Here is a 17,471-nt window from a genome sequence, read left to right as displayed (position 1 = left end):
TTCACGTCTCCAAACAGAAATAGACATACAGACATGAAGAAAAATTCAAAATATATCGTGCTTACCGCTGCCATTGCACTGTGCGCAGGTTCCAGCCTCCCCTTCCTCGCAGGCAGCAGTACGCTGAATCCCGAACGCGATTCCGTGAAATCCGAAGTTCCCTACTGCGTGACCTCCCCCAGCGTACCGGACAAGATCACTTTTGCCGGACAAGCTATTGACCTGCTTCGCTACGACCACCGCGAACGTATGGACCGCGAACTGATGTCCTTCACCTACATGCACTCCACCACCATGCTCATGGTGAAGCGTGCCAACCGCTACTTCCCCGTCATAGAGCCTATACTAAAAGCCAACGGCCTTCCCGATGACTTCAAGTACCTCGCTGTGATAGAAAGCAACCTGAACCCGCTTGCCAAATCGCCTGCGGGTGCCGCCGGCCTATGGCAGTTCATGCCTGCCACCGGACGCGAATTCGGACTGGAGGTGAACAGCAACATCGACGAACGATACCATATCGAGAAAGAGACCAAAGCAGCCTGCAAGTACCTGAAAGATGCTTATCAGAAATACGGGAACTGGCTGTGCGTAGCCGCCGCCTACAATGCCGGGCAAGGACGCATCTCCACACAGCTGCAGAAGCAAGTGGTGGACCAGGCTGTCGACTTATGGCTGGTAGAAGAGACTTCGCGCTACATGTTCCGCCTGCTGGCAGCCAAAGCAGTCATCAGCAATCCACAGCAGTACGGCTTTCTGTTGAAACGGGAACATCTTTATCCGCCCATCCCCTACACGGAAGTGACCGTCACAACGGGCATCGGCAACCTGGCACAGTTTGCCAAAGATAAAGGCATCACCTATGCCCAACTGAAAGATGCCAATCCGTGGCTGCGGGATACCTCGCTGATGAATAAAAGCGGACGTACATACATACTAAAAATACCGACACAAGCCGGAATGCATTACAACCCCAAGAAAACAGTGCCCCACAATAAGAATTGGGTCATCAATTAATAAAAAAGAAAGAGAGGATACGATGATGATGTTAAACTTTGATTTTGTGCTCAGGTTGCTGGTAGCCGGAATATTGGGTGCCATTATCGGACTGGACCGGGAATACCGTGCCAAAGAAGCAGGCTACCGCACCCATTTCCTGGTATCATTGGGAAGCGCGCTCATCATGATTGTATCCCAATATGGTTTTCAGGAAATCATCAAGGAAAGCAGTGTGACGCTGGACTCCAGCTGTGTTGCCGCACAAGTAGTCAGCGGTATCGGATTCATCGGTGCGGGTACCATCATTTTCCAGAAACAGATAGTCAGGGGACTGACAACAGCCGCAGGAATATGGGCTACTGCAGGCATCGGATTGGCAGTAGGTGCAGGAATGTACACCATCAGCATTGCCGCCACCCTGCTGACTCTGGCAGGGCTCGAACTGTTGAGCCTTATTTTCAAAAGCATTGGCATGAAAAGTTCCGTGATAACCTTTTCCACTTCCAGCAAAGAGATACTGCCGCAAGTGTCCCGGCGATTCAACTCCAAAGACTATCTGGTGGTGTCCTACAACCTGGACCGGCAAATGCAGGGAGAGTACACCAACTATCAAGTGACCATGGTCATCAAATCCAAGAAAAGCTATGATGAGGGATATTTGCTGCAACTGATGCAGGAATTTCCCGAAGTGACAGTGGAGAAAATCGAATAAAGGGAATCACTGCTGTTTTTCCGTCAGATATTTCCAATATCGCACGGGCATGTCCTGCTTGTGCTTCCGGGGATTGAGGCGTTCCTTGATGCAGATTGCCTTGAAATAGGTTTTCCAGAGAGATTGGAAAAGCCGTTCGTCTTTGTCCATCAGACTTTCGTCGAGCATGCCGGTGACAAGATGTCCTTCGCGACTGTCCTCACCAAAAGTCACCTGGCGCACCTCTTTCAAGTCGTAATAGTACCCATAGGCTCGTCTGATGTCATAAATCAGCCAACGCTGGTCGGCAAAACGGTCCTTGAAATGCTCCGTCACCAGGGGAAGGGCATTCTTCTCGGGCTTGACAGCCGCAAAGAAAGTACCGTCCGCAGCTTTCTGGAAACGGACAAACTGAAGCAGGCGTATACGCTCCCAATCCACCCGCTTCCACATACGGGAGAACTCCAGCACATCAGGGTCGGCAAAGTTTGTTTCAATGGAACGAGGAGCATCTATTGCCTTGCGGATATAGCGGAAAAGGAGCATGGGAGTTTCCGGCTCCTCGGCCAGCCAGCACTGGGCCAGACAAGCAAGTGCCGTAGACGACAGCTTCTTCTGCAATCCCCGCCAGACACGACCAGCCTTCTCCTCATCGGTCACCACGGTAAACAGCCCGTCGTAGAACAAAGGAAGCGGCTCTCCTTCCAAAAGCAGCGCATCGGGAAAGGTACGGCGGGAATAGGCTTCGAACACGGAAGTCAGCAATCCTTCAAACGTATGGTCATACAGGAAAATATTCATTCCTCAAAATTAAGTACCAACTGTCTCTCATCCACCTTCTTACGGTTAGGCTTGGGCAGCAGCAGACTGCGTACCCCCTGCGGGGTCAGTTCGTTGACCGTGTGCATAGGCAACTCACAGCAGGTAATGAAATACTGCGCCTTCTTCATCACCACCCCTATCTTCTTCAACTGGTAGAAACCTATCTTGGAGAAACGCCGGGAAGCCACTATCAGCCGTGCCGACTTCACGCCGATGCCCGGCACGCGGAGCAACATCTCATAATCCGCCTTGTTCACATCAATCGGAAACTGCTCGGGATGGCGCAAAGCCCAGGACAGCTTGGGGTCAACCTCCAAATCAAGGTCAGGATAGGCATCATCCACTATTTCCTCCACCTTGAACTGATAGAAGCGCATCAGCCAATCGGCTTGGTAAAGGCGGTTTTCACGCACCAAAGGGGGCTGTTTCAATGCCGGCAGGCGCTTATCGTAGGTATTGACGGAAATATAGCCCGAATAGTAGACACGCCGCATCGTAGGTCCCTTGTAGAGAGCTGACGAAAGATACAGAATATCCTTGTCCGTCTCGGCGGTAGCGCCTACTATCATCTGTGTGCTTTGTCCGGCAGGAGCGAAACGGGGAGCGTGGCGGTGTTTCTTGCGTTCTTCCGAACTTTCCAGCACCCCTTGCTGGATGTAGCGCATCGGCGCATATACACTCTTATGGTCTTTCTCCGGCGCAAGCAGTTTCAGATTCTCCTCTTTCGGTATTTCTACATTGACGCTGAGACGGTCGGCATAAAGCCCCGCCTCGTTCACCAGTTCGCGGCTGGCGCCGGGAATGCTTTTCAGATGGATATATCCGTTGAAACGATGGATAGTGCGGAGGTCCTTGGCAACGCGCACCAGACGTTCCATCGTGTAATCGGGATTACGCACCACCCCACTGCTCAGGAAAAGCCCTTCGATATAGTTGCGGCGATAGAACTCCATGGTGAGGTCTACAAGCTCGGTCACCGACAGCGTGGCACGCGGCAGGTCGTTGCTGCGGCGGTTGATGCAGTAGGCGCAGTCGTAGATGCAATAATTGGTAAGCATCACTTTGAGCAGGGAGATACAACGGCCGTCCTCGGCAAAACTATGGCAGATGCCCCAGCCACCCACAGTGTTCCCCAGCATACCTGCCTTGCCGGAGCGCACCGTACCACTGGAGGAGCAAGAGACGTCATACTTTGCCGACTCTGCCAGTATCTTCAGTTTATTGAGAACGTTTTCATCCATAATACCTGCGTCAAAAGTAGCAATAATACTTTTCAAAAACAAAAAAGACCGCCAGTAGTGGCAGTCTTTCGCAGCATCAAATATGCTTTTTTTCTTACTTCTTAGAAGCTTCCAAAGATGCTTTGCGGAATTCCTTCATAGCTTTTTCGATTTCCAAAGAAGCCTTACGAGCGCGAGTTCCTGCTGCCTTGTTACCGTTTTCCAACTGAGCGTTTGCATCTTTTGAGAAGTCTGCATACAATGCAGCTACTTTTTCAACTAATTCTTTCATAATCCTTTTTAAATTACTTCGTTAATAATGTCTGGCAAAAATACATTCTTTCTTGAAATAAATGCAGAAAAACGATATTTTTTTTGAAATATTCGGTAAAATCGCCGCAAAAAGGGGCTCTTACGCGTTTTTTATCTACTTTTGCAAGCATGAAAACGCTTACTGACACCGAATATATACACGCTCTCATAGCCGAAGGAGAGCACCAACAGCAGGATTTCAAGTTCGAAATATCCGACGCCCGCAAGATAGCCAAAACCCTTTCAGCCTTTGCCAATACAGACGGTGGAAAACTGCTCATCGGAGTGAAAGATAACGGGAAAATTGCCGGTGTCCGTTCGGACGAAGAACAATATATGATAGAAGCGGCTGCCGGACTTTATTGCAGCCCCGAAGTGAACTACACCATGCAGACCTATCTGGTGGAAGGCCGCAGTGTGCTGGTGGTACAAATCGAGGAAAGTGACCGGAAGCCGGTATATGCCAAGGACGAAACAGGAAAATACTTGGCCTATCTCCGCATCAAGGATGAAAACATCCTGGCTACTCCCGTCCATCTGCGCGTCTGGCAGCAAAGCGGAAGTCCGAAAGGAGAACTGATAGAATATACCGAACGGGAACAACTGTTGCTCAATCTGCTGGAAGAAAACGACCGCCTTTCACTGAACCGTTACTGCCGCCTGGCGCATCTTTCCCGACGCGCCGCCGAACATCTGCTGGCAAAGTTTGTTCGTTATGACATAGTGGAACCGGTGTTTGAAGGACACAAATTTCACTTCAGGCTGAAATAGGCAAGGAGATTCCGTCAAGTTTGTCCAGATTTGTCCATGGTACAAATTGCAGCACACGAGTTCATATCACGTTGATTATCATCAACTTGCAAGGAGTCTATCTCAGTTAACGACAGAGGCAGCCTAAAGTAACGACAGAGACCACCTTAGATAACGACAGAGGGTAGCACTTGTTTTGTGTGAGTTTTTTTTACTACAAATAGATAACTGTACATATACATTATGGGAATAATAAATCTGATAAACGACCTGCTCTGGACCTACATCCTCGTTGCCCTACTGTTGGGATGCGCCGTATGGTTTACGCTGAGAACCCGCTTTGTACAGTTCCGGATGATAAAGGAAATGGTACGTCTGCTGGGCGACTCGGGCGGGAAAGGCGATGCCAAGGAAAAGCATATCTCATCGTTCCAGGCATTTGCCATCTCCATTGCCAGCCGTGTAGGTACGGGCAATCTTGCAGGGGTTGCCACCGCCATTGCAGTAGGCGGTCCGGGCGCTGTATTCTGGATGTGGGTGATTGCCCTCCTGGGTGCTTCCAGCTCGTTTGTAGAATCTACACTGGCCCAATTGTATAAGATAAAGGGCAAAGACTCCTTTATCGGCGGCCCGGCCTACTATATGCGTAAGGGACTGAAACAGCCGTGGATGGGGGCACTGTTTGCCGTACTTATCACCATTACCTTCGGATTTGCATTCAACTCGGTACAGAGCAATACACTGTGTGCCGCTTTCGAAGGCGCTTTCGGGTTCGACCATGCCGTTGTGGGAGGGATCATCACCGCACTCACGCTGACAATCATCTTTGGAGGCGTACAGCGCATAGCCAAAGTCAGCAGCATCATCGTCCCCATCATGGCGTTGGGATACATTGCACTGGCACTTATCATCGTTCTGTTGAACATCAAAGAGCTGCCGGGAGTCCTGGCACTCATTGTCGGCCACGCCTTCGGATGGGAGCAGGCTTTGGGAGGGGGTGTCGGCATGGCGCTGATGCAGGGCATCAAACGCGGGCTGTTCAGCAACGAGGCCGGTATGGGGTCCGCCCCCAATGTGGCGGCAACCGCACACGTCAGCCACCCCGTGAAGCAAGGCTTGATTCAGACGCTGGGAGTATTTACCGATACGCTGATTATATGTACCTGCACCGCTTTCATCATTCTGTTCAGCGGTGCTCCACTGGATGGTTCCACAAACGGCGTACAGCTTACCCAGCATGCACTGACCAACGAGATAGGACCTTCGGGAGCCATCTTCGTTGCGGTAGCCTTGTTCTTCTTCGCATTCAGCAGCATTCTGGGAAATTATTATTACGGAGAAGCCAATGTGCGCTACCTTACCCACCGTAAATGGGTGCTCAACATCTACCGTATACTGGTGGGCGGCATGGTCATGTTCGGTGCTGTTGCCACCTTCGACCTGGCATGGAGCCTTGCCGACGTCACTATGGGACTCATGGCGCTCTGCAATCTTATCGCCATCAGCCTGCTCGGAAAATACGCTTTCAGGCTGCTTGAAGACTACCGCGCACAGAAAAGCGCCGGTATCAAAGACCCCGTTTTCACCAAGAACCGCCTGAAAGAGGTAGAAAAAGACATAGAGTGCTGGTGATAACCAACTTATTTCGTACTTTTGCAGCCGGAACCGCCGGATGACCTGCGGTCTTGTAATTTGTAATCAGTAATTCGTAATTTGATATGAGTTTATTTGCCAAACTATTCAACAAGAATACCGGAGAAGTATCTTCGAAGAATGTGGAAGACTTCGTGTCACTGACACGCGTCTACTTCCAGTCTGTAATAGCCGCCAACCTGGGCATCACCAATATCCGCTTTGTACCGGATGTAGCCAACTTCAAGCGTCTGTTCAAAATCCCCACACAAGGAGGCCGCCTGGGACAAGCGGAAAAAGCCGCCTCGCGCAAGATGCTGATGCAGGACTACGGCATCAGTGAAAACTTCTTCAAGGAAATTGACACTTCCGTCAAGAAGCACTGCCGTACGCAGAACGACGTACAAGGTTATCTCTTTATGTATCAAGGCTTCTCCAATGACTTGATGATGCTGATGGGAAACCTGATGCAGTGGAAATTCCGCATGCCTTCCATCTTCAAGGGAGCACTGCGCAGCATGACCGAAAAAACCGTACACGACGTCTGTACAAAAACCGTATGGAAAAAGGACGATGTACACAAAACGGCAGCGGCAGTACGCCAGTACAAAGAGCGTCTGGGATATTCGGAACAATGGATGACCGAGTACGTTTACAACGTAGTGATGCTGGCCAAAAAGGAACCGAAACAGAAAGCCAACGAAGAGAAATAAAAGAAAAAGAATTCTAAAGAACTTTAGAAACAAGAAGGCGGGAAAGAAATTTCCCGCTTTTTTTTGTTATTTTTAGCAAATGAAATCATTTTCCCCTCACGGAACACAAGGACGCACCCCGCGTCAACCATCATAAATATTAACTTCAAAAAAACAACCGCTTATGAAACAAAAGAAAATGCTTGCACTCACTCTCTCACAACTGGAACAACTTTATCGGCACGAACTCCCTGAACTGGTCAGCATCGCCGTTCAAAGCGACGATGCGGAAGCCTTCAAAGCCAACCTGGCGGAGTACATTGCCGGACATCCGGAAGTGGACAGCGAGGCCGGTAAGCAAATTCGACTCTTGATTGAATTTGACGGGCAGGAAGTACACGAGCTCTCCATCGGAGAACAGCTGCCCATATCAACTTTATCAATGCTGCATTCCTTCCTCACGGGACAATGGGAAGAGGAAACGGAAACGGACCTGTTCATCGACTTGTTCCAGCAGTTCAAACGCCTCCACCAACCCGCCCCCGCTCTGCCCTCCGCACAGAAAATCAAAACCCTGACCGAACGCTGGCCCAGCGGACTGGATGAAGACGTGCAGCATATCCGTGCAAAGAACAAGGAACGCATCCTGCATGCACTGGTGCAGAAGATTGAGCACCGCAAGAACCCGGCTTCCCGCTTCCATTTCGAAGAGGGACTCAGCTACGAGGAGAAGTTCAACCTCGTCAGCGAATGGTGGAATGACTTCCGTTTCCATCTTGCCATGGCCGTCAAAAGCCCTACGGAGCTAAACCGTCTTCTCGGCAACTCCCTTTCTGCCGAAACCATGTACCTGCTCTCAAAAGCCCGTAAGAAGGGAATGCCTTTCTTCGCCACCCCCTATTATTTGTCACTGCTGAACTGCACCGGCAGCGGATACGACGACGAGGCTCTGCGCAGCTATATACTCTATTCACCCCAACTGGTGGAAACCTACGGACAGATACGTGCCTGGGAACGGGAAGATATGGTGGAACCCGGCAAGCCTAATGCCGCCGGCTGGCTGCTGCCCGACGGGCATAACATCCACCGCCGTTATCCGGAAGTGGCCATCCTCATCCCCGACACCATGGGACGCGCCTGCGGAGGACTCTGCGCATCTTGTCAGCGTATGTACGACTTTCAAAGCAAACGGCTCAATTTTGAGTTTGACACCCTGCGTCCCAAGGAGACATGGGAAAAGAAGCTGCGCCGGCTGATGGCCTATTTTGAGGAAGACACGCAACTGCGGGACATTCTCATCACCGGCGGTGACGCACTGATGAGCCAAAACAAGACGCTGGGCAACATATTAGACGCCGTCTACCGCATGGCAGTCCGCAAGCGGAAAGCCAATCAGGAACGGCCCGAGGGAGAAAAGTATGCAGAGCTGCAACGTGTACGCCTCGGCTCACGCCTCCCCGCCTACCTGCCCATGCGCATCAATGACGGGCTGGTGGAGATTCTAAGGGAATTCAAGGAAAAGGCGTCTACCATCGGCATCCGCCAGTTCATTATCCAGACACATTTCCAAACCCCGCTCGAAGTCACTCCGGAAGCTGCCGAAGGAATACGCAAACTGCTGGCGGCAGGCTGGCTCATTGATAACCAACTGGTATACAACGTAGCTGCATCCCGCCGAGGGCATACCACCCGCCTGCGCCAAGTGCTCAATCAGTTGGGAGTGGTTTGCTACTACACCTTCTCCGTGAAAGGTTTTGAAGAAAACAATGCCGTGTTTACCCCCAACAGCCGTTCCGTACAAGAGCAACGGGAAGAAAAGCGCTTCGGGAAGCTGACCAAGGAAGATGCCCATAATCTGTCCGTACTGCTTGGAACCGTCCATGACCCGGCAGCCTGCATCCGGCGTTTCCTGAAAACGCACCACCTACCTTTCCTCGCCACCGACCGCAATGTGCTCAACCTGCCCGCCATCGGCAAGAGCATGACCTTCAACATGGTAGGCATCACCCCCGAAGGCAAGCGCATCCTACGGTTCGACCATGACGGCACCCGGCGCCACAGCCCTATAATAGACCAGCTGGGACAAATATATATCGTAGAAAACAAGTCCATAGCCTCCTACCTCCGTCAGCTGCAAGCCATGGGAGAAGACGCCGAAGAATATGCCACCATCTGGAACTATACGGAAGGCAAGACGGAATCCCGGTTCAGCCTCTACGAATATTCTGATTTCCCCTTCCAAATCACCGACAGAATGAGCAATCAGGACATTGCAGGATAGCATATCCAAGATATATTCCGTACTTTTGCAGGCAGAACAATGAAATTGGAAAGTATGGAAATAGAACAACACCCTTTAGAACCCTTCCTTCCCGGCAACGCCCGTCTGCTGATGCTGGGAAGCTTTCCTCCGCAGAAAAAGCGGTGGTCCATGGAGTTTTACTACCCCAACTGGAACAATGACATGTGGAGGATTACCGGGTTCCTTTTCTTCAATGACAAGGATTATTTTGTAGACAAGACGAAGAAGGCTTTCTGCAAAGAACGCCTCATCAGTTTCCTGCAGAAAAAGGGTATTGCCTTGTTCGACACAGCCTCTGCCATACGGCGCCTGCAGGACAATGCCTCGGACAAGTTTCTGGAAGTAGTGCAGCCTACGGACATTCCTGCCCTACTGCACCGGATACCGCAATGCAAGGCTATCGTCACCACCGGCGAGAAGGCAACGGACACGCTGTGCACGCAGTTTTCCATCGACAAGCCCAAAGTAGGTGACTTCACGGAGTTTCTTTTCGAAAACCATCCGATGCGCCTCTACCGGATGCCTTCTTCCTCAAGAGCCTACCCGCTGGCACTGGAAAAAAAAGCAGCAGCGTATCGCATTATGTATCAGGACTTACAGATGTTGTAAGCAACTTTCTTTATAAAATAAGTACGTCTGTTACTTGCATATTTGAAAGTTTGCATTACCTTTGCAGCCGCAAACACGGGAGTAGCTCAGTTGGTAGAGCACCGGTCTCCAAAACCGGGTGTCGGGAGTTCGAGCCTCTCCTCCCGTGCATGAACGAATAATGGCTGTAAGCATTGCTTACAGCCATTATTCGTTTTATAAATGCCTACCGGATATCTATCAGCTTATGTGTCTGCAAACTAAGTCTCCACTTAGGATGCTTCATCACGCAATCCACCGTTTCGGCCGTATTGCTGCAAGAGCAAGGCTGAAGAAAGAAATGCCCGGCGGGCAACTGCTCATAAACAGTAATATCCTGCCCTTCATACACCACCTTCACTTCATTCATACGCGTAATTTCCAGCTTTACCCCCTGCTTGGGAGAGCAGGTCACCCAATCTATATTATCCGGCAGCAGACGGGTACCGTTTGTTTCAATGCAGACATACTTTCCCGCCTGGTGCAGACAATCCACAAATTCACGGTCAATCCAAAGGGAGGGTTCTCCACCGGTCAGTATCACGGTAGCGGCAGGGTATTTACTGACTTCTGTTACGATATCTTCATCGGACATCAGTATGCCGTCCTCATGCTGCGTATCACAGAAGGGGCACTTCAGGTTACAACCGGAAAAACGGATAAAGACAGCCGGGGTACCCGTATGGTATCCTTCTCCCTGCAAACTGTAGAATATCTCATTAATCTTCCTCATAGACGGCAATGTTTGATTCCGACTCCTGCACCTCTACCTTGAAGCAAGTGGGTATCTGGTCGCATATCCAACGGGCTATGTTCTCGGCTGTGGGATTGAAGGACAGCACTTCATTAAGATTATGATGATCCAGCTGTTCCTTTACCACCTGCTTGATGTGACTGAAGTCTACCACCATTCCGTCCGCATTCAGCTCTTTGGAACGGCAATAGACAGTGATAATCCAGTTGTGACCGTGCAGATTCTCACACTTACTGCGATAAGAAAGTTTCAGGCTATGGGCAGCCGACACTTCCATGCGTTTGATGACTGTGTACATATTGTTAATACGCTAATTAATATAATAAGTTGCCGCATCTAATGTCACCTCGATGCGACGGCAAAATTACAAAAAACTTAAGATTTATCCATTTACTTCCCTATCTTATTCGTACACACAAAGAGAATTGGCAACCTTACGCTCTGCACTGCCACTCGGGGTATTGGCTATTCCCTTATCCGGCAACGCCCCACTCCACAGCGTAGAAGAACCGCCACCGTCCAGATTCAACGCATCCTCCCCGCCCAATATACGAATCATATGGGCAAGCTCGGGTATATTGATACCTTCCGCTTTTCCCTTCCGACGTCCGTCAACAACAATAAGCAGGATTTTTCCTTCTCTTGTCAGCGCCACAGCACTGCGAGGATGCTTGGTATCTACAAAATTCCGATTAGTCCCGGACAAGTCGCACACTTGCCCGTCCTTCAGCATCAAAGGACCGGAAGCCAGCACAGTGCCTTTTTTCAAAGTACATGCCTTTTCATCCTGCTTGCTCCAGGGAATCAGTTCCAGCCTGCCTTTCTTTATGAGTACAGCTCCATTGGACACTGTTGCCAGAACCCCGGTAGAGGTAGTATCTATCACCACCCCGTCCTTACGCAGATAGCAGACGGAATTTCCGGCTTTCATATCAAAATAGGAGCCATTGATGGCCGCCACCGCACCTGCATGCCGGGCGGCTATACTGGTCTCCTCCTTGGGATTGTGGACGAGCACATCGAAACGGTAGCGCTTCGGGGATATTTCAAAAATAGACACTTCCTGAGGAACTCCATACAAAGAACTGAATACTGCCTTTTTATAAAGCATCCCTTTCTGCAGGGGCTCAGTCTGCCAATCGGCAGAAACGATGGCAAGAGAGTCGGCAGCAGTCTGCGCCATTGCTGCAAACATGCCGCAACAGAGAAACACTGCCAAGAATATTTTCTTTTTCATAAGATGAGATTGGTTTAAATTAATTCATAGCTGCAGATTTGAATCGGCATGTCGAGATTATGCAACACCTTTTCAAGCTGTATACCTTCACGGTTGTCGTACTCGTATCCGAAAGTAGCACGGATACCTTGCAGAATGAACTGCGTGGCACGGTCCAGGGCAATGGGCAAACTGTCACCTTGCAACAGTGCCCCGGTGATGACACTGGTAAACGTATCCCCCGTTCCGGGATAATGGGCCGGCAGGTAAGGACACGTAACCTTCCAGTAGCGGTTACCGTTCCGGTTATAGGCATACACGGACGTCTTATGCTTATCATCCCGTACGGGCACACTGGTAATAATCACCACTTCGGGACCACAATCGGAAAGCTGGCGAAGGTATGACTTCAATTCCTCATCCGTATTCATCTCCTTATAAGGAATACCCAGCAGATAGAACAGCTCCGTCAGATTGGGGGTAACGACATCGGCCTTGGTGATGAGATGTTTCATTTCATCAATCATGGACTCGTGGAAGTTCGCATAAAGCCGTCCGTTATCACCCAACACCGGGTCTACCACAACCAGACCGTCCGGTCGGCGGAAGTCATCAATAAAGTCAGAAACAATATGTATCTGCCGCGGAGAACCCAGATAGCCGGTATAAAAGGCATCAAACTGTACTTCCAGCTTCTTCCACTCGGAAATAATCTTCGGCATTTCATCCGTCAAGTCCAGAAAAGAGAATTCCGGATACTGGGTATGGCTCGACAATACGGCTGTAGGCAACGGACACACCTGGAAACCCATAGACGAAAGGATGGGAATGACCACCGTCAGAGACACCCGTCCGACTCCCGACAAGTCGTGGACGGCAACAACCTTCTTTACTTTATTCGCATACATATTATCTATATTATTATTTTTCCTACATTTGCCGCATGAAAACCGTCTGCATCATTTTGGGAACAGTTTCTTTGGCACTCGGCATCATCGGCATCTTCCTGCCGTTGCTGCCCACCACGCCTTTCCTGCTGCTCACGGCAGCACTCTACTTCAGAGGCTCACCCAGACTGTACCAATGGTTGCTGAACCACAAATGCCTCGGTCCCTACATCCGCAGCTTCCGCGAGAACAAAGCCATCCCTCTACGTGCCAAAATCATCTCCCTACTGCTGATGTGGGGAACAATGGTTTACTGCATCTTCTTCTTGATTCCACTAACAGAAATAAAGATAGTATTGTTCCTTGTCGCTGTGGAGGTGACTTGGCATATACTGTCATTCAAGACGTTGAGATAAATGAATGTGCTAATGTGGTTAATGTGCTAATGTGCCAATGACCTGCGGTGTGAGAGTCTAATATACACATAGCGCAGCCAATTAGCACATTGGCATATTAGCACATTAATCAAACTCCTCCCAATTTTTCGAAGAATTCTCCCAACCCCTTCCGAGCATCGGCAAGCTTGTCTTCCCAATGTTTCACGGAGTTCTGCCCGATAATATCCGTCACGTACTTCACCGAAATGAAAGGAACATTCTTGGCACGGCATACCAAAGCCTGGGCATAGGCTTCCATATCCACAACATCACCGGACACATCCGAGAGTTCTGTCAAGAAAGTATCCCCCGTATTGCATACACCGCCTGCCGGCCAGTGTAAACAATATCCTTTTTGGGACAACAAATCCATTGAATCAATCTCATACTCCATACCAAGCTCCACCAGCTTCTGCATATCACGGTCCACAAAATGACGGCATACGAAAATATCTCCTACCTGGTGACGGATAGTCCCTGCCGTACCCACATTGACCACCAAGTCCGGTTGCGCATGGCTTATCGCTTCAGAAAGATAAAAAGCCGATTTCACCTTTCCCACACCGGTACGGAGATAGCCAACCTGCACCTCTTCCTCCCCTATCAGTCCGGGAAATTTCAATTCAGTAAATTCGCCTTGTACGGCATAAGTAACCAAGATTCTCATATCAATTCATTGTTTGTAGTTCCTACCTATTCAAAAAATTACTCCTTGAAGAAAAGACAAAGGTAGAAACCTTTTTTTGAAGATTCCTACCTTTGAGGCAATTAAATGCACAGTGGTTCCAGAAGAATGATAAATTATTCGTCCAGTTTCCTTTTATATTCGCCGATAAAATAACTGTCCGGATACTCCTTCTCTGCCATCAGCAAGCAATTTTTGGCCTCATCCGTCCTATCGTTCTGCATATAGTATTGAATCAAGAGAGCATAGGCGTATTCTCTTCCCCAGGTAGGCAGGCTGGAATCATCTGTATTCTTGTCAGGAGATGAAGTAGCTTTCTTCAAATAATATTCCACCTTCTTCCCGCCACCGAAACTAGCCGGAGTGTAATAATCGTTACTGCCCAATACATACCAACCTCTTACATTGGTAGAGTCCAGTTCCAAAGCCTTCCCAGCATTTTCCCGAATGCCAGCAGATATTCTTCCTGCCTCCATACCCGAAGCAAACTGAATGGAAAAACTCTGCACAAGCGCTAATAAGGCATAGGTTTCAGAAGTTTTGTTCCCTATATCATTCAAAATAGCGGAGGCTTCCTTTATCACTTTCCCACTATCTTCCTTCTTTCCAAGTTTCAAATAGAAAACACTTTTATAGTAGGTAATATAAGCCTTCCAATACGGAACCATACCATTCCCATCTTCAAGTTTGTTCAGCTTTGTAAACAGACTATCGAGCGGAGCTGCAGTATTTTGAACAAAGCAATTGTTCATAGCCAGTTCAATTTTTTTCTGAATGCCGTCCAGTACATCATCAGATTCAGTTCTTGACAATGAGGCTCCACAAGCCGCATTGACCATACATACGCCTACTACAAATGCAGACAAGAGGACAAATAAAACAATACTCCTTTTCATAATTTCTCATTGTTTTTAATCAGACACTGCCATTTTCCATCAATCCCATCAAATTCTCAAGAAAATCATAATTTTCCCACCAGATAAGATTTCAACGCCTCTATATATTCTTCAAAGGCATCCACTCCCTGCGGAGTAATCCTACAAAGTGTACAAGGCATTTTTCCTTTAAAAGTTTTTGTTATCTCCACATAACCCGCCTTGCTGAGCTTATCCAACTGCACACTGAGGTTTCCTGCCGTAGCTTTCGTTTGTTGGCGGATATAGACAAAATCCGCTTCCTCAACACTGATGAGCAACGACATCACCGCAAGCCGCAGTTCACTGTGGAGCAAAGGGTTCAGTTCTTTAAACATATCAAATTTTATTCTTCCATTTATTTTTCAACAATGCATAGAGAGATATTCCCAACAAAGGAAGCCCCAATAAAAGCATGTCCCAACGTATAGAATACCATATTTCCAACAGATTCCCATTGAACTTCTTTTATTGCAACCGGAAATAAAATGAATAGCAAAACAATCATCCATACCATAAATTTCCAGGAGAGCAGAAATCTGTCCAAAACATTATTTATTGTCTTCATCTTATACCTCACTTTCTGTTGTGAACTTCTTTCCGGGCTTTATAGTTCAAAATATGCCCCGGAACAATCATGGCAAAGACCACCACACCGGTAAACCAAACCAAAGACACGTATGACGTTCCGGAATTCAGTGCATCAAAGAAACTCTTCATACCCCACATAAGCCCCATAGCCGGAAAGATAAAAAATGTAGTATAACGAATGATGCAACCCGTAATGATACTTCCCATCGACATGACAATAGCCCCCATAGGAAGAATAACCTCATACCGTTCAAGATCCGTAGCCATCAATACAAATATCATACAAATCAGTCCAAACATCCTCCAAACCTGAACTAAAATCTTGTCAATGTAAGATTTTACCATCTTCTGACGCTTACGCATCAAAAGAAATGTCAGTAAATACCCGATAACGGGAATTCCCCAAAATCCCCACATCCAGAGAGGATTCTTTGTAAAGTACACACCCGCCAACACCGTCAATGTCACCAATACACTCACATATCCCCACACTAAAAACATGTTTCCGCTACCTGTGTCCAAATTCCGACGCGTATTCTGTATCATCTGAGTGATGAGTTCCAAACTCTCTTTCTCGTTCAGTTTCTTGTCTTCCATAATCAATAAATATTTATTTATCCTGCTTTGCCATTCCGTTTAAGTAATGTCCCGGTATCACCATCATAAAAACAAAAGCCGATGCAAAAACCAGTATTTGGTCGAAACCGTGTACATAGATACACCCCACAGAGGCCAAAGCTCCCACCACTCCGCACACTGTCACTACCTTCATCTTTATAATCAGTCCCGTCAGTGCCGTCCCCATTCCCATCATCAGTAATATGACAAAAAGGACAGACATATTCCAGAAGAAGATGGAAACCCAGGAAACAAAAAAGCCCCCTAATCCGAATACCGCCCATACATATCCTACAATACGGTCAATATAAGTCTTAATCATCTTCGGCTGTTTGTGCTCAATCCATAAAGTAGAAGGCAGGGAAATAGCCGGCAACAAAAACCACAGCCATTGCCAATGATAATTTCCCGTTTCCTTCAACAGAAACCAAACCAATAACGACACTATTATGGTCGTATATCCCCATATCAGAAAAGGAGCTCCGGAATTCCGAGTCATCCGGGACTTCGTATTCTGTATCATTTGAGCAATGAGTTCCAAACTCTCCTTCTCATTCAACACTCTGTCATTCATAACCAATAGATTTATTATTCAACATCAAATACATTCAATATCAAGAAAAGCATCAGTAGCCAATTGGCCGTAAGCATATACACAAACCAGGTTTCCATATTCCCTCCTTTCAGAATTAAACAAGAGTATACTGAAGAATCCATAAACACAGTAGAATGCCCACTAAAACCAGCAGTACTCTCACCGTCATCACATAACATCTGGCCAACAAGCTTTTACGCAAAAAGAAAGCCTCACCCAAAGCCAGTATCACCAACCAGGCATAACCATAAAAAGTAGTGATATGCCATACATCCTTTGACTCCATGCATACTGCAAAAAACAGAAAATCCGAAAGTAAAGATATTCCCACAGCAACCAATGATACAAACAACGCCTTCTTCATCAGATTCCCGGCATTACTCCCACAAGACAAGCAAGCATAAATGCCTATCCCCCAGAAAAGAGGGTTTACAGTAAGCATCAGCAACATACCCAACCGGGGGCTATGACTCCAGGGAACCCACAACACGATATTGGAAAGCCAATACAAACACATCACCGTTAGTACAGTAAATATCCACCAAAGCTGATGCTGCCAACTATCCCGTACCACTCCAGCAACCGGCTTCTGCTTCCCCATATCAAATATCTTATCTTCCATAATCTTTAATCAGTTAAATTCTTATTCATTTCAGCACATATTCCCCGATTGACAATCTAAGATGTTGCAACATTAGTGTCCACTAAAAAATCATAGTCGTTCTTTGAA

The 17,471-nt window shown here is 48.1% G+C and carries 22 protein-coding genes and 1 tRNA gene; 9 read left to right on the top strand and 14 right to left on the bottom strand.

The features are described 5' to 3' along the window. Nucleotides 1-33: 33 nt before the first annotated feature. Nucleotides 34-1,014: a lytic transglycosylase domain-containing protein gene (locus tag DW800_RS08930; RefSeq protein WP_117703714.1), complete on the top strand. Its 981-nt coding sequence runs from the start codon at nucleotides 34-36 to the stop codon at nucleotides 1,012-1,014. A gap of 25 nt (nucleotides 1,015-1,039) precedes the next feature. Further along, nucleotides 1,040-1,708: an MgtC/SapB family protein gene (locus DW800_RS08925; RefSeq protein ID WP_117703730.1), complete on the top strand. Its 669-nt coding sequence runs from the start codon at nucleotides 1,040-1,042 to the stop codon at nucleotides 1,706-1,708. A gap of 6 nt (nucleotides 1,709-1,714) precedes the next feature. Here the strand turns inward: DW800_RS08925 and DW800_RS08920 are convergent, their stop codons facing one another. The 3 genes from DW800_RS08920 to DW800_RS08910 form a co-directional block, all read right to left on the bottom strand. Further along, on the bottom strand, nucleotides 1,715-2,488 hold the full coding sequence (locus DW800_RS08920) for a TIGR03915 family putative DNA repair protein (protein WP_117703713.1): 774 nt from the start codon (nucleotides 2,486-2,488) through the stop codon (nucleotides 1,715-1,717). Next, nucleotides 2,485-3,750: a putative DNA modification/repair radical SAM protein gene (locus DW800_RS08915; protein WP_117703729.1), complete on the bottom strand. Its 1,266-nt coding sequence runs from the start codon at nucleotides 3,748-3,750 to the stop codon at nucleotides 2,485-2,487. The genes DW800_RS08920 and DW800_RS08915 overlap by 4 nt, the downstream gene beginning before the upstream one ends. Before the next feature lie 94 nt (nucleotides 3,751-3,844). After that, a complete protein-coding gene (locus DW800_RS08910; RefSeq protein ID WP_005826447.1) occupies nucleotides 3,845-4,021 on the bottom strand; it encodes a histone H1 in 177 nt (58 codons plus the stop codon). A gap of 149 nt (nucleotides 4,022-4,170) precedes the next feature. On the opposite strand from DW800_RS08910, the gene DW800_RS08905 reads away from it, so the two are divergent. The 6 genes from DW800_RS08905 (at nucleotide 4,171) to DW800_RS08880 (ending at nucleotide 10,174) form a co-directional block, all read left to right on the top strand. Next, nucleotides 4,171-4,812 (top strand): helix-turn-helix domain-containing protein, encoded by a 642-nt coding sequence (locus DW800_RS08905; protein ID WP_025834754.1) that lies wholly within the window; start codon nucleotides 4,171-4,173, stop codon nucleotides 4,810-4,812. A 222-nt stretch (nucleotides 4,813-5,034) separates the two neighbouring features. Then, nucleotides 5,035-6,423 carry an alanine/glycine:cation symporter family protein gene (locus DW800_RS08900; protein ID WP_005835842.1) on the top strand — a complete coding sequence of 463 codons (1,389 nt, stop codon included), beginning with the start codon at nucleotides 5,035-5,037 and terminating at the stop codon, nucleotides 6,421-6,423. Between the two features lie 86 nt (nucleotides 6,424-6,509). Then, complete coding sequence (locus DW800_RS08895) at nucleotides 6,510-7,136, top strand: hypothetical protein (protein ID WP_005826441.1); 627 nt, start codon at nucleotides 6,510-6,512, stop codon at nucleotides 7,134-7,136. Nucleotides 7,137-7,299: 163 nt separating this feature from the next. Next, complete coding sequence (locus DW800_RS08890; RefSeq protein WP_117703712.1) at nucleotides 7,300-9,396, top strand: KamA family radical SAM protein; 2,097 nt, start codon at nucleotides 7,300-7,302, stop codon at nucleotides 9,394-9,396. 54 nt (nucleotides 9,397-9,450) lie between these two features. Beyond that, nucleotides 9,451-10,026, top strand: a complete 576-nt coding sequence (locus DW800_RS08885) for a uracil-DNA glycosylase family protein (RefSeq protein WP_057097708.1) — start codon at nucleotides 9,451-9,453, stop codon at nucleotides 10,024-10,026. A 75-nt stretch (nucleotides 10,027-10,101) separates the two neighbouring features. Then, nucleotides 10,102-10,174: transfer RNA gene (locus DW800_RS08880), tRNA-Trp, on the top strand. A gap of 57 nt (nucleotides 10,175-10,231) precedes the next feature. On the opposite strand, the gene DW800_RS08875 is transcribed toward DW800_RS08880, so the two are convergent. From DW800_RS08875 to DW800_RS08860, 4 genes are all read right to left on the bottom strand, one after another. Beyond that, nucleotides 10,232-10,777: a 7-carboxy-7-deazaguanine synthase QueE gene (locus DW800_RS08875; RefSeq protein ID WP_057089189.1), complete on the bottom strand. Its 546-nt coding sequence runs from the start codon at nucleotides 10,775-10,777 to the stop codon at nucleotides 10,232-10,234. Then, nucleotides 10,764-11,096 carry a 6-carboxytetrahydropterin synthase QueD gene (queD, locus tag DW800_RS08870; protein WP_005826426.1) on the bottom strand — a complete coding sequence of 111 codons (333 nt, stop codon included), beginning with the start codon at nucleotides 11,094-11,096 and terminating at the stop codon, nucleotides 10,764-10,766. The genes DW800_RS08875 and queD overlap by 14 nt, the downstream gene beginning before the upstream one ends. Nucleotides 11,097-11,201: 105 nt before the next feature. Next, nucleotides 11,202-12,035, bottom strand: coding sequence for a phosphodiester glycosidase family protein (locus DW800_RS08865; RefSeq protein WP_044468344.1), 834 nt, complete (start codon nucleotides 12,033-12,035; stop codon nucleotides 11,202-11,204). 14 nt (nucleotides 12,036-12,049) lie between these two features. Continuing rightward, nucleotides 12,050-12,922 carry a pyridoxamine kinase gene (locus DW800_RS08860; protein ID WP_005826422.1) on the bottom strand — a complete coding sequence of 291 codons (873 nt, stop codon included), beginning with the start codon at nucleotides 12,920-12,922 and terminating at the stop codon, nucleotides 12,050-12,052. A 35-nt stretch (nucleotides 12,923-12,957) separates the two neighbouring features. On the opposite strand from DW800_RS08860, the gene DW800_RS08855 reads away from it, so the two are divergent. Further along, complete coding sequence (locus DW800_RS08855) at nucleotides 12,958-13,317, top strand: YbaN family protein (protein ID WP_117703711.1); 360 nt, start codon at nucleotides 12,958-12,960, stop codon at nucleotides 13,315-13,317. A gap of 109 nt (nucleotides 13,318-13,426) precedes the next feature. On the opposite strand, the gene DW800_RS08850 is transcribed toward DW800_RS08855, so the two are convergent. From DW800_RS08850 to DW800_RS08820, 7 genes are all read right to left on the bottom strand, one after another. Beyond that, nucleotides 13,427-14,005, bottom strand: a complete 579-nt coding sequence (locus DW800_RS08850) for an MTA/SAH nucleosidase (protein WP_009036613.1) — start codon at nucleotides 14,003-14,005, stop codon at nucleotides 13,427-13,429. A 134-nt stretch (nucleotides 14,006-14,139) separates the two neighbouring features. After that, nucleotides 14,140-14,919 (bottom strand): hypothetical protein, encoded by a 780-nt coding sequence (locus DW800_RS08845; RefSeq protein WP_016273217.1) that lies wholly within the window; start codon nucleotides 14,917-14,919, stop codon nucleotides 14,140-14,142. A 65-nt stretch (nucleotides 14,920-14,984) separates the two neighbouring features. Beyond that, entirely contained in the window at nucleotides 14,985-15,275 is a 291-nt protein-coding gene (locus DW800_RS08840) for a winged helix-turn-helix domain-containing protein (protein WP_005835827.1), read from the bottom strand. Between the two features lie 20 nt (nucleotides 15,276-15,295). Then, nucleotides 15,296-15,505, bottom strand: coding sequence for a hypothetical protein (locus tag DW800_RS08835; protein ID WP_034523121.1), 210 nt, complete (start codon nucleotides 15,503-15,505; stop codon nucleotides 15,296-15,298). A gap of 8 nt (nucleotides 15,506-15,513) precedes the next feature. Then, on the bottom strand, nucleotides 15,514-16,125 hold the full coding sequence (locus DW800_RS08830) for a hypothetical protein (protein WP_034528593.1): 612 nt from the start codon (nucleotides 16,123-16,125) through the stop codon (nucleotides 15,514-15,516). Between the two features lie 13 nt (nucleotides 16,126-16,138). Then, nucleotides 16,139-16,720, bottom strand: a complete 582-nt coding sequence (locus tag DW800_RS08825; RefSeq protein WP_005835823.1) for a hypothetical protein — start codon at nucleotides 16,718-16,720, stop codon at nucleotides 16,139-16,141. Between the two features lie 115 nt (nucleotides 16,721-16,835). Beyond that, entirely contained in the window at nucleotides 16,836-17,363 is a 528-nt protein-coding gene (locus tag DW800_RS08820; RefSeq protein ID WP_016273214.1) for a hypothetical protein, read from the bottom strand. Between the last annotated feature and the right edge of the window lie 108 nt (nucleotides 17,364-17,471).

It is taken from the genome of Bacteroides sp. AM32-11AC, assembly GCF_003603515.1.
GTDB classification, from domain to species: Bacteria; Bacteroidota; Bacteroidia; order Bacteroidales; family Bacteroidaceae; genus Bacteroides; species Bacteroides uniformis.
This window is presented reverse-complemented; position numbering and strand designations above follow the sequence as displayed.

Bases quoted from the DNA above. Each gene is read 5' to 3' on its own strand.
- DW800_RS08900 (WP_005835842.1), top strand. From the start codon at position 5,035: ATGGGAATAATAAATCTGATAAACGACCTGCTCTGGACCTACATCCTC.
- DW800_RS08830 (WP_034528593.1), bottom strand. From the start codon at position 16,125: ATGGAAGACAAGAAACTGAACGAGAAAGAGAGTTTGGAACTCATCACT.
- DW800_RS08850 (WP_009036613.1), bottom strand. From the start codon at position 14,005: ATGAGAATCTTGGTTACTTATGCCGTACAAGGCGAATTTACTGAATTG.
- DW800_RS08820 (WP_016273214.1), bottom strand. From the start codon at position 17,363: ATGGAAGATAAGATATTTGATATGGGGAAGCAGAAGCCGGTTGCTGGA.
- DW800_RS08825 (WP_005835823.1), bottom strand. From the start codon at position 16,720: ATGAATGACAGAGTGTTGAATGAGAAGGAGAGTTTGGAACTCATTGCT.
- queD (WP_005826426.1), bottom strand. From the start codon at position 11,096: ATGTACACAGTCATCAAACGCATGGAAGTGTCGGCTGCCCATAGCCTG.
- DW800_RS08915 (WP_117703729.1), bottom strand. From the start codon at position 3,750: ATGGATGAAAACGTTCTCAATAAACTGAAGATACTGGCAGAGTCGGCA.
- DW800_RS08840 (WP_005835827.1), bottom strand. From the start codon at position 15,275: ATGTTTAAAGAACTGAACCCTTTGCTCCACAGTGAACTGCGGCTTGCG.
- DW800_RS08905 (WP_025834754.1), top strand. From the start codon at position 4,171: ATGAAAACGCTTACTGACACCGAATATATACACGCTCTCATAGCCGAA.
- DW800_RS08885 (WP_057097708.1), top strand. From the start codon at position 9,451: ATGGAAATAGAACAACACCCTTTAGAACCCTTCCTTCCCGGCAACGCC.
- DW800_RS08835 (WP_034523121.1), bottom strand. From the start codon at position 15,505: ATGAAGACAATAAATAATGTTTTGGACAGATTTCTGCTCTCCTGGAAA.
- DW800_RS08925 (WP_117703730.1), top strand. From the start codon at position 1,040: ATGATGTTAAACTTTGATTTTGTGCTCAGGTTGCTGGTAGCCGGAATA.
- DW800_RS08920 (WP_117703713.1), bottom strand. From the start codon at position 2,488: ATGAATATTTTCCTGTATGACCATACGTTTGAAGGATTGCTGACTTCC.
- DW800_RS08875 (WP_057089189.1), bottom strand. From the start codon at position 10,777: ATGAGGAAGATTAATGAGATATTCTACAGTTTGCAGGGAGAAGGATAC.
- DW800_RS08865 (WP_044468344.1), bottom strand. From the start codon at position 12,035: ATGAAAAAGAAAATATTCTTGGCAGTGTTTCTCTGTTGCGGCATGTTT.
- DW800_RS08890 (WP_117703712.1), top strand. From the start codon at position 7,300: ATGAAACAAAAGAAAATGCTTGCACTCACTCTCTCACAACTGGAACAA.
- DW800_RS08855 (WP_117703711.1), top strand. From the start codon at position 12,958: ATGAAAACCGTCTGCATCATTTTGGGAACAGTTTCTTTGGCACTCGGC.
- DW800_RS08910 (WP_005826447.1), bottom strand. From the start codon at position 4,021: ATGAAAGAATTAGTTGAAAAAGTAGCTGCATTGTATGCAGACTTCTCA.
- DW800_RS08860 (WP_005826422.1), bottom strand. From the start codon at position 12,922: ATGTATGCGAATAAAGTAAAGAAGGTTGTTGCCGTCCACGACTTGTCG.
- DW800_RS08845 (WP_016273217.1), bottom strand. From the start codon at position 14,919: ATGAAAAGGAGTATTGTTTTATTTGTCCTCTTGTCTGCATTTGTAGTA.
- DW800_RS08930 (WP_117703714.1), top strand. From the start codon at position 34: ATGAAGAAAAATTCAAAATATATCGTGCTTACCGCTGCCATTGCACTG.
- DW800_RS08895 (WP_005826441.1), top strand. From the start codon at position 6,510: ATGAGTTTATTTGCCAAACTATTCAACAAGAATACCGGAGAAGTATCT.